This is a genomic window from Endozoicomonas sp. (genome assembly GCF_031844845.1).
Classification (GTDB): domain Bacteria; phylum Pseudomonadota; class Gammaproteobacteria; order Pseudomonadales; family Endozoicomonadaceae; genus Endozoicomonas.
On the sequence record NZ_JAVRMB020000082.1, the window covers coordinates 1 to 10619 of the forward strand.

Genomic DNA, 10619 nt, shown 5'->3' on the forward strand with positions numbered 1-10619 from the left:
ACCCAACCACAGACACGATTCCTGTGGTTGGCTATGCATTCCCACGCAGAGCGTGGGAACGAGGTTCCTGGTGGGTTTTGCGACAGCCTCCTTCGCGGGAATGACGGTGGTATGTTCTTAATTGCAGCTTCCCTTATGTCCTGCGCGGCCCCATTTGTGATAACCGATTTTGTTTTGCTCTTTGAATATTATCAATGGCCTTTGTCATACTGACCTCGCCTCTTTGTTGAGGGCGGCATACATTCATGACGATGTCTTTGTATTCAACACCCTGTTGGTCAAATGCTTGCATTAAGTCTTTAGTAGAAACATGCCCGGACATATTGGGGTCGAGCATAAACATATTGAAAGCGTTGATACGACCATCTGCTTTTGCTGATTTCTGAAAGAACTGCATTAAGTGTGCGGTTTTCTCCAAGCTTAAATCATACTTGTCACCCTGCTCTTTAGTAATGGGTGACAGATGATAGTTTGTCATACGTATGCCGCTGCCCTGGTCCAGGCTTCCGTATATTTGATCATCATGACCGAAATCGATTTGTCCCCTGGAGATAGCATCGGCCTGAATCCATGGAGCCACCTCGAATGTCTGGTTTCTTCTGGCGGACATCAGGAAGCGTGTATTTTCTGGCGTAGTGAATGGCGGGATCTTTTGACCCCCGGCATAGTACCCACCACCATGAGCTTCAACAAGTAGTGTGGTAGGCCTTTGCTCTCCTTCGGCTCTCTGGTTACTGAATATATAGCCCACAGGCGAACCATTTATTTCGATGGTTCTTATATTAACAGCGTACGTATTATGGAGACGCTTCAATTCAGCTCGAGGTGTTATCTGGCTCACAAGGCTATTTTTAGGTGGTCTGGGTGGTACTGGTGGTTTTTTTCCAGTCTTTGCTTTAGGTGGCAGGGGAGGTGGTGGTGCGGGGTAATCAGGCGGTAAATCTAAATCACCGGCTGGCTCAAAAGTCACTTCTGGTTTGCCGACATTTACTTGCAGGCCAACATGAGCGTCAGCGTCCAGACTGGTTGATGATGAGTTCAAATCAGAGTGCAGTGTATTTAATGAACTGAGGCTGCCAGAGAGGCTGCTTCCCACGGTGCCAGGCTGCTTCGGCTGAAATGTTCCAAAAATGGGTTGGCCTTCTTCATCTAATGAATCTGGCGAGAGAGTGCTATCTGAAAAACCGCTGTCCAGGCTGGATGTTGAACTCCAGTCAGAGTGCAGTGTGTTCAATGAACTGGCACTACCTGAAATACTGTCTCCTAAAGCACTGTCCAGACTGGTTGACGATGAGCTTAAATCAGGGTTCAAGGGGCTACCACTGCTTGCAAGATATTCATTAAGGAGTTGAATATCTGACAAGCTGGCATGAGTGCCTTGTGACTCTTTCCAGGCGTTGATAAGCTTTTTAGCTATCACAGGTGAAATTTTTCGATCTTTCAAACCCAAGGTTTTTACTGCCAAATCAGTACCTTTAACGGGTTTTTCCTGTTTGGTTTTGGAGCTAACCTTTGGCTTTACTGCTGAAAATTTAACTTTCTTACCCTTAAATTTTGCTACCAATACTTTATTGTCAGCACCTTTCTTAGATGCTAACTGATTGATTTGCTTAACCTGGGAGGCGCTAAGTGAGCCAATTCCACCACTGTTCATATTTGGTTATCATCCATGATTGCCTGACCTTAATTTAAATTATAGATACCTGTGATTTGTTGAGCTTGATAAATAAGCTTAGCTATACTCGATAACTTTTATATGTAAGCGTCAGGCAAAACCCATCTACACAAAATAACTCACCACCGGGATACTGAGTCTAATCATCAATCGCGGAGGTAATATGTCCAGCAAATGCATGTTCTGGTTTCAGCACATTGAAGCCTGGCACACAAGCGGTATTTCTCAGGCTGAATACGCCCGACAACATAAGTTGTCCATTAAATCTGTGAGGTGTTTTCAGAGGAATTATTAACAGGGAGTACAAATATTAATCAAGCGATTGAACGTTTTCCTTTTCAGATGGTCGGAAAATAAACATGTCTGAATAGGTTGAACGTCTGTTGGATAATTATGCTCGCCTGCATACTGAATACGAACCAAGGCTGCAAAAGCAATCAGGCTGCTTTTGGAGTTGCTGTGGCAGAGTTTTTAATCGTCAGGTGAGAGCTCAAGGGCCTGTTGCCGAAGGTCTACGGATGGGGCCGCTTGCGTCTTCTGGAGAGGTTGAGAGTAAGACTTTCTTTGTTGGACAAAATGACCCTATCCATTTTAATTCTAAAAAGCCACCCAGAACCTATAAATCTTATGAGTCAGGCTTGGCATCTGTACTTCCAGATTATTGGGACAGTCCCGGGAATGAAAGTGCCATTCAGAGTTTGGACAAATCTGCCAGTGAATTGCGAGCCAGGTACGGGTGGGGGACAGAAGTCAAATATTCTGGTCGAATAAAGGCTCTGGATGGGTTATTAGGGTTACAGATATCAGGGTCGAATGAAGAGGCAAAACTGGGCTCGGGTTACAATGCTACAGTCTATCTGGCGAACGATAAATCTACCGGGAATAAATATGCTGTTAAAATCATAAGTTCTGATTCCGGTGACCGTTTTTTGCAGCCTGATAACGGTGAGTATCTCGGCTTGTCACTCCTTCCACATAAAGGTATCGCAAGCATCTGTGCACTCATTGTGCATAACACTGTGGATAAAACCTATGCTGCTATCAAAGGCCCGCAGAGTATCCTCTCTGAAAACTGCCAGGATTACCGTATTAGGTGTGTCATCAGTGAATACATTGAAGGAGAAGATCTTTTTGACACGCTTAACGGATATTGGTCAATTCTTGAAAAAACAGATCTCGCCATTCAGGTGGCGCTTCAGGGTTCAGCGGCACTGGGACACTACCATCAGCACGATATTCTTTACAGGGATATGAAGCCAGAAAACATTATGATTTCTCCCGGGAGGGAAGGGTCTCAGGTCGACGTTAAACTCGTGGACGCTGGTACGATCATACGGCTTTCAGATGCTAAGAACGTTGATGCCACCATAGTTGGTACAAAAGAATATATGGCTCCTGAGGTAATTGACGTTTACTGTAATCAGAAAATGGACAGCATCTGTGATGTTGGTGTTGATTTATGGGGGTTGGGTGTCACTCTTATTGCTGTCGTAACAGATCATGACCTGTTTCAATTAGTAAAACAGTATTATAAGGATATCAAGAAACCTATTGATGAATCGCTCAGGAAGGAGTGGGATAAAAAGGCGGAATGGAATAAAGAGTTCGCAAAAATGAATGATAAAACCAAGCGAGAAATACTGAATAAGAATCTGGGCCTTCTGCTTAATAATCCGTCATTTGTAAGAAAATATAACCCTCTGGTTAATGTGATCATTGGGCTAACCAAATCCAGCCCTGAAGATAGGATGGCTTTGGCGGACGTTCAGAAAACACTGGCCCCTATTCTAACACCAGCATCATTGCAGGAAGATATTCGAAATCAAAGCCAGGTCATTTATGTTTGAGTCCTGGCTATTTTGGCAATATCCGGAAGGAGGCTTTCTCAGAGGTCGTTGTTTCGGCAATTGATGCAGTAGAGTAGCACCCTGATTCTATAACATTACTCTGCCAATAACGTCTGATGACGCCAGCGAGCCTTATGGTCCTTAGCCAGATGAGCAGAAACAGCAGGTATGGTTCTGATAAAGTCATCTGCCAGCGTCCAGGGAGGGTTAACCACCACCATGCCTGAAGCTGACATACCCGGCTCACTGTTGTCGGCGATTCCCATTTCGAACAGCTGTACGTTGCGCATTTTGCTTTTGGCGAATGCTTTTTCCATCTGCCGGATCTGATGTACGTCCACCACCGGATACCAGAGCAGTAACATAGCCTGAGGCATTTTCTGGTAAGCCGCTTCCATGACCTTAACCACCGTCTGGTAGTCAGACTTGATCTCATAAGAGGGATCAATTAACACCAGTGCGCGTCGGCTGGCTGTGGGCAACAGGCTCGAAAGGCCTTGAAAACCATCTTCCTGACGTACATAACAAACTTTGTGTTTTTCGCAGTGTTTCCGCAACTCAATGATAGTTTTTGGGTGCATTTCAAAGAGCCATGCCTTATCACCGGGCCTGAGTAGCCTTTTGGCCAGCAAAGGTGAGCCCGGGTAACACCTTGCCCGGATATCATCAGCAACCTGACTGCGATAATCTTTCAAGCCATCCAGCTTTTTCCAATCCAGTTTAAGCACACCCTCATCGCTTTCAGCGGTTTTGCGGGCCTTTGCTGAGTCCAGCCGGTAAAGACCCGCACCGGCATGGGTGTCGATGTAATCAAACGGCTTATCTTTCTTCTGCATATGGCGCACGCAGGCCAGCAGCAGCCAGTGCTTAAGTACATCGGCATGGTTCCCGGCGTGGTAGTGGTGTTGATAGCTGAGCATGGGGGTTCTGAAAGCCCTGAGAGAGGTGGAATAAGGGGCGAGGGAGTCTAGCAGATTCCCTGATTCACTGGCATACGGCGATATATCCATTGGTGTGACGGTTTGCGTAGTACTCCATCATAAAGTAGAGGCATTTTAATGGATTGATCAACTTTGGTCAGTACTGCCAACCATTCTGTTAGTTATAAGCCAAGTGTTTTCAGCTAGTGTGGCTGTTCTGTGTGATAGGAGTGAAAACAAGAATACAGGGATAGATTATGGGATTACCTATTGAATCAGCTTCTTTGTCAGTAATGAGAAGCGTTAACAACCAGCATGAAAGCCTCATAGTGTCACCATCAGGGTACACAGGTGGTCATTCAGTTACCTTATGCTCCAGCGGTGAGCCTCACCCAGGCCGACCTTATACTTCAGGTTCCACAGCTCCACGACATGAAAAAAGTATTGAAGGGCGGTCTTTCAGGCATGTCCCTGCGAAGGGAGTATTCAAGGTAATTAAAGCCGCTATTTCAGACCTGTTCATGTCCCGGAAATATGTCAGCAGTTTCAGTGTAATTTCTAAAGCAATAGACCATCAGAAAAATGATGTTAATCCCGCAAGCATTAATGAACTCAAAAAAAACTGTTCACAGAGAGCATCAGAAATAATTGATAAATGCCAGCCAGGTTCCTGCCTGGTTTTTGATTTTGCCGATGGACGTCACTCAGCAATTTTAATTTATCCTGTGAGTGGAGAGCCGAGGTATTTTTCATTCGGATCTCAACATTCGAAGTGGAAATTGATCAGTGAAAATCTCGATTGGGATATTGAGAAGGATTTCAATGAGTCAGACAGTCGATTTGAGCTTAGAAAAAGTATTATTAAAGATATTGTTGATCACTATGACTGTGTATCTGATCATAGCATTGTATCGGTGACAGGGCTTGACTGTGAAAAAATATTGAGAAAATCTTTGAAAATTTATGAGAATAGTCAGTACAGTAAACTTTTTAACTGTTCAACCTTTGTTGCTGATGTCCTCAAGTCCGGTTATCAACATATTCATAAACCTTTCAAGAATAAACGAAGATTACAAACCCCTGAGAATACGAAAAAGCTTGCCCGTGAGATTCAGTATATTAATACAAGGCCAGTAGAAAATAATCCGGATGCCCAGCTTGAAAAAGAAATTGACCAATGCAGTGATATTGAAAGTGTCAGACGGCTCCATGAATCTAATGTAGGCGATGTGAAAAACAGTCTCCGCTTCAGGCTAAGATATTTTCTGCTTAGCCTTCTCCGCGTTGAAAATTCTGAAAAATACAGGATTACTCAACTGGAAAAGTATATTGCCCGACACATTATGGGGAGGGATGCGGTTAAATGTGCACTTTTTAAAGAACTCAAAAACGAGCAGGGAAATGATGAACAGGTAAAGAAACTCTTGTCTTTGCTAAGATTGGATTCTGAATCTGTAGAGCGGGTTATAAAACTGAATGATCCTGAACTTCTTAATTTCTATATGCAATATTTCCATGAAGATGTGAATAGAAGAATCAATAAACGTCAGGAAACCATGATGTTGTGTGCTGTGCGGAACCAATCGAACAATATTGTTCGCGCATTATGGGAAAAATCCGATAAAAGCCTTTGTGACAAGGATGGAAATACACTTCTGATACTTGCTGCCAAAAAAGGAAATGAAGAAGTCGTTAAAATGCCGTGGGGAGAAAAACCTGATAAGGGTGAGACCAATAAATACGGAAAAACCGCCCTTGATATGGCAAGAAAGTATCATCACCTGAAAGTCGCCAGACTTCTGGAAAAGAGACTCGCGCGAAATACGCCATTATGAAAGTGTCATCCGGTATTGGTAATTCCTGTTGATGACACTTCCAGATGATTGATCCCTGTTTGGAATCAGGATGGCTTAGGCACCCACGCCTTACACCAGCCTGCAGGCTCTACCGATTTGCCCGGGAAGAGCATGCAGCCACTGTTACTTGCGGTATACAGTGAGCAGTTGTCGCACTTTCTGCCTTCCTGATAACCATCTACCGCTTTGGCTCCTTCCTGAGATTTTCTATAGAACAGCCCTGCTGCCGTTGGGTTGGTATCATTCAGGGGAGGCAGTGATTCTGCATGGGCAGGACGACTATGAATATTCAATAGGGGAATGAGCGCAGAAGCGGCAGCCAATTGCAGGAAACGGCGCCGTGTTGATCCACGCTTTTCAGAACCTGACGATTGATCAGACATGGAATTACCTCATCTTTATCTTATGGTTTTTAAACCTGAGGGTGTTCAGGTTTAAAACTTTTTTTTTACGAGAGATTGTATGGCACGGATCATTGAGGAAGTGAACTACTCGTCCCTAAAGAGCCCCTGGGACTCGAGAGCCTAAAGGCCTAAAGGCAGAGCTTCCAATAAAGCAGCTACCGAAGCAACAGCCGTTATCTTCTTTTTTGACGTTTCACAGCCAGTGGCGATAGAGGGGCTTGCCCTTTACCGGCTTATGCTTGGCTCCACGTCCTTTAGTCAGCAGGGGATACCCATACCAATCAACTCACTTTTCAAAAGAACCGTCCAAAAACAATTTGTGTTACTCATTTCTTTACGTTGACCTGCCAATGTATCCACAGTTACCGAAAAAAAAAGGTCATGTATCGGTTGTCGGGTTGAGTGTTTCCGCAATTAGCGCACTCTTGACCGTAAAGAAAATTGAGAATAGCAGGATTTCTGCGAACTGATAGAAAAAGAAAGTAGTCTCTCGGCTAGACCCGCCCCTAAAGGAAAGTAGTCTCTCGGCTAGACCCGCCCCTAAAGAGCGCGAGTTTGCGCCTCAGTCTCGATCAATTCTCCACACGATTGGTCAAGAGGTGACTATATTAGGAGCTGTTCCTTTTTCCGGATGCAGGGTTTTCATGTGCTGTCTTCTCAGCCAGTAAAAAGCGTTTTCAGGTGGTGCGCGTTATCAGTCATGGTGCTTTCCTGTTTTATCCTCAGGGACGAGGCGGCACAGGCGTCAGGCTTTATGCCAGAATGGTTTCAGACGTTTAGTGATCAGGAAGTCTATGACTACATCATTGTCGGGGCAGGCAGTGCCGGGAGTGTGGTGGCCCACAGGCTGACCGAAAAAAAAGGCTTGAGAGTGTTGCTGCTGGAAGCCGGGGGAGCCCCACCTTTTGCCAGTTGGATTCCGGCGGTAGCAGCAACGTTGCAGAAAGGTGAATATGACTGGGCCTATCAAACTGAGCCCCAGGAGTGCTCTCACTTTGCTTTTACTCATCGCCGTTCCGCCTGGCCAAGGGGGAAAATGCTGGGTGGCTCGTCAGGCATGAATTACATGCTCTACGTCAGAGGGCATAAGGCTGATTTTGATGGCTGGGCCGATTGTGATGGTTATGGGGGGTGTGAGGGGTGGGCTTATGAAAATGTGTTGAAGTGGTTTCTGAAATCGGAAAAGGCTCTGAGTAAAGAGTTGGCAGCTAGCCCTTTTCACAGTGTTCAGGGGGAAATGGCCGTTTCCATTCCGGGTAGAAATAAAATTATCCCGGAAACATTTTTAAAAGCCTGTGAAGAAGCGTCCTATCGAAAGTTGGATGACTACAATGGCCTGCTCATGAATCAGGGGTGTGGCCTGGCTCAGGCGCATATCAAAAATGGGTGGCGGGAAGGTACTAAATCAGCCTTTTTGGATAGTTTGCCCGGGGGAAATAATTTAAAGATTATCCGCAGGGCTTATGTAAGCCGGATTTTACTGTCTCAAGGGGCTGATGATAAAAAAACGGTCCGGGCTGCTGGCGTTTCTTTCAGATATAAGGGGGTTGAGTATAAGGCTTTTGCCCGTAATGAGGTGGTCATTTCAGCCGGTGCCATAGAGTCACCAAAATTGCTTATGCTAAGTGGCATTGGGCCAGCAGAACACCTTGAAACACTTGATATCGATGTGGTTGCTGATCTCCCTGTGGGCGACAACCTTCAGGATCATCTTATGGTGCCTGTTCCTTTCTCAGTGAACAGCCCGACCTTATCTGAGCGGGATGATAGTTTGTGGAGTCTCTTTAGCTATCTTGCCGGGCGTGATGATCGGTTGATAACCAATCTGGCGGAGGCCCTTGGTTTTTTCAGAACGACTTATGTTGATCAGCAAGATGATAATTCTCCCCCTGATATTGAATTCTATCTTGTGGTTACCAGCGGAACGCCAAAAGATTTTAAAAACTACAATTTAATTCCAGCGATGGCGCCAGCCTTAGACGGGATAAGCAAAGAGGAAGAATACAAAGGTATTATCCGGAACTATGTCTACATTTTACCAGTATTGCTGCATCCTGACAGTCGTGGAACCCTCCGTCTTAACCCATTGAATCCTGAAGGCAAGCCGATTATCTCGCCGAATTACCTGTCTGTAGAAAACGACACTGAGCATTTATTGCAGGGCATTCGTATTTTGGAAAAAATCACCAGCACCCGTGCATGGCACTCCATAGGTGGTGAGCTTGAAGTGGGTCAGATTAGTGAGGCGTGTGATCACTATGGGCAATATACGGATGACTTCTGGCGCTGTTTTATCCGGCACTTAGCCATGACCAGCTATCATCCGGTGGGCACTTGTCGTATGGGGGCGGAGACAGACGAAGCCACGGTGGTCAGGCCTGACCTGAAGGTGAAAGGGGTTGAAAACCTGAGGGTGATTGATGCTTCAATAATGCCTTACATAACTTCCGGAAATACCCAGGCCCCAACCATGATGATTGCCGAGTATGGGGCTCAGATGATTCTGGATGATGACCAGCGTAAATCTGGTCATTAGCCGAACGCGGTCAGTCATCAATCGGTCGATTATCAACAGATCTGCACTGATTTGTTTGCTTGAAAGACAGTAAATCAGAGTGGTTAGTATTGTCTGAGCTATATTGGATCCTTCGACTATCACTTTCATAAATCGATTTTTCAGGAGCCAGTTAATGACCATAAAGCCATTTGCCTCTTCAGGAGATCTTGAACAAAAAAATGAGACGCTCGAAGTATTGGCGGATGGTGTTTATGCCTTTACTGCCGAAGGTGACCCCAATGTCGGGGCCATTGAGGCGGAAGATTTTCTTATCGCCTTTGAAGCCAGGGCAACACCTAAGGCCGCTGGCGACTGGCTGACTGAACTCAGCAAGCACACGACGAAACCTGTTAAATATCTGGTGCTGTCACATTACCATGCTGTCAGGGTTCTGGGGGCATCGGCTTTTTTCGCAGAATCCATCATTACCCACGAAAACACGAAGTTCCTGATCGAAGAGCGCGGCATGGAAGACTGGGAAAGTGAATTTCGTCGTATGCCCAGGTTGTTTCGAGAGCCGGAAGGCATATCGGGTTTGACCCATCCGGATATTATATTTAATGACCGGCTGGAAATTCCCCTGGGCGGGCAGAGGGGTAATCTGGTGCTTGAATACTGTGGTCGTGGTCATACTGCCGGAGATCTCTGTGCCTGGTTGCCGGAGCAGAAAATTCTGTTTGCCGGTGATCTCGTTGAAGCTCAGGCGGCGCTCTATACCGGTGACGCTTTTCATTTCGACTGGTCCACCACAACACTGGATAAAGTGAAAGCCTACGGTGTAGAGATACTGGTGGGTGGCCGGGGTGCCGTTGTTCATGGTCGGGATAGTGTTGATGCCGCTATCGAGCAAAGCCGTAATTTTCTCAAGACCATGATTGACCAGGTCGGTGACGTGTATAAAAACAAGGGAACATTGAAAGAGGCGTTTGCAGTGGCCCACAAGAGTCTGGCACCACAGTATGGAGGCTGGCCGATTTTTGAGCACTGTCTGCCATTTAATGTGCAAAGGTTGTGGGATGAGTTGGATGGTATCGACTGGCCCAGGATATGGACGGCGGAACGTGATCAGGAAGTATGGGCTCAGTTGCAGGATTAATCGTTGCAAGGACTGTCCTTAAATAACGTCCACATTTCTGGTGCTCTTCAGCACAGACTGGCAAAAAAATCAGGGAGGTTGTTTCGTGACTAATCCTAAGTAACTGATCAATGGCACAAAAATAAGATATGACTTGACTCACCACGATGAAATCCGTTTAATACGCCTCGCACAACATTAGTGTTTGTGCCTGGATAGCTCAGTTGGTAGAGCAGCGGATTGAAAATCCGCGTGTCGATGGTTCGATTCCGTCTCTAGGCACCA

The 10619-nt window shown here is 45.8% G+C and carries 8 protein-coding genes and 1 tRNA gene; 6 read left to right on the forward strand and 3 right to left on the reverse strand.

Annotated elements, in window-relative coordinates; translation table 11 throughout:
* Positions 1 to 133: 133 nt before the first annotated feature.
* Positions 134 to 1654: a putative adhesin gene (locus tag RM811_RS03715; protein WP_402520891.1), complete on the reverse strand. Its 1521-nt coding sequence runs from the start codon at positions 1652 to 1654 to the stop codon at positions 134 to 136.
* A gap of 199 nt (positions 1655 to 1853) precedes the next feature.
* On the opposite strand from RM811_RS03715, the gene tnpA reads away from it, so the two are divergent.
* Together tnpA and RM811_RS03725 are read left to right on the forward strand one after the other, a co-directional pair.
* The gene (tnpA, locus tag RM811_RS03720) at positions 1854 to 1970 is read left to right on the forward strand and encodes an IS66 family insertion sequence element accessory protein TnpA (protein WP_402520904.1); all 117 of its coding nucleotides are present in this window, start codon (positions 1854 to 1856) and stop codon (positions 1968 to 1970) included.
* A 223-nt stretch (positions 1971 to 2193) separates the two neighbouring features.
* Positions 2194 to 3522 (forward strand): protein kinase domain-containing protein, encoded by a 1329-nt coding sequence (locus RM811_RS03725; RefSeq protein WP_402520893.1) that lies wholly within the window; start codon positions 2194 to 2196, stop codon positions 3520 to 3522.
* 95 nt (positions 3523 to 3617) lie between these two features.
* Here RM811_RS03725 and RM811_RS03730 read toward each other — a convergent pair whose 3' ends face one another.
* Positions 3618 to 4442, reverse strand: coding sequence for a 23S rRNA (adenine(2030)-N(6))-methyltransferase RlmJ (locus RM811_RS03730; RefSeq protein WP_402520895.1), 825 nt, complete (start codon positions 4440 to 4442; stop codon positions 3618 to 3620).
* A gap of 779 nt (positions 4443 to 5221) precedes the next feature.
* On the opposite strand from RM811_RS03730, the gene RM811_RS03735 reads away from it, so the two are divergent.
* Positions 5222 to 6277: an ankyrin repeat domain-containing protein gene (locus tag RM811_RS03735; protein WP_402520896.1), complete on the forward strand. Its 1056-nt coding sequence runs from the start codon at positions 5222 to 5224 to the stop codon at positions 6275 to 6277.
* Between the two features lie 65 nt (positions 6278 to 6342).
* On the opposite strand, the gene RM811_RS03740 is transcribed toward RM811_RS03735, so the two are convergent.
* Positions 6343 to 6681 (reverse strand): high-potential iron-sulfur protein, encoded by a 339-nt coding sequence (locus tag RM811_RS03740; RefSeq protein WP_402520898.1) that lies wholly within the window; start codon positions 6679 to 6681, stop codon positions 6343 to 6345.
* A 775-nt stretch (positions 6682 to 7456) separates the two neighbouring features.
* On the opposite strand from RM811_RS03740, the gene RM811_RS03745 reads away from it, so the two are divergent.
* From RM811_RS03745 to RM811_RS03755, 3 genes are all read left to right on the forward strand, one after another.
* Positions 7457 to 9238: a GMC family oxidoreductase gene (locus RM811_RS03745; protein ID WP_402520900.1), complete on the forward strand. Its 1782-nt coding sequence runs from the start codon at positions 7457 to 7459 to the stop codon at positions 9236 to 9238.
* 154 nt (positions 9239 to 9392) lie between these two features.
* Positions 9393 to 10355 (forward strand): MBL fold metallo-hydrolase, encoded by a 963-nt coding sequence (locus RM811_RS03750; protein ID WP_402520902.1) that lies wholly within the window; start codon positions 9393 to 9395, stop codon positions 10353 to 10355.
* 188 nt (positions 10356 to 10543) lie between these two features.
* A tRNA-Phe gene (locus RM811_RS03755) sits at positions 10544 to 10619 on the forward strand.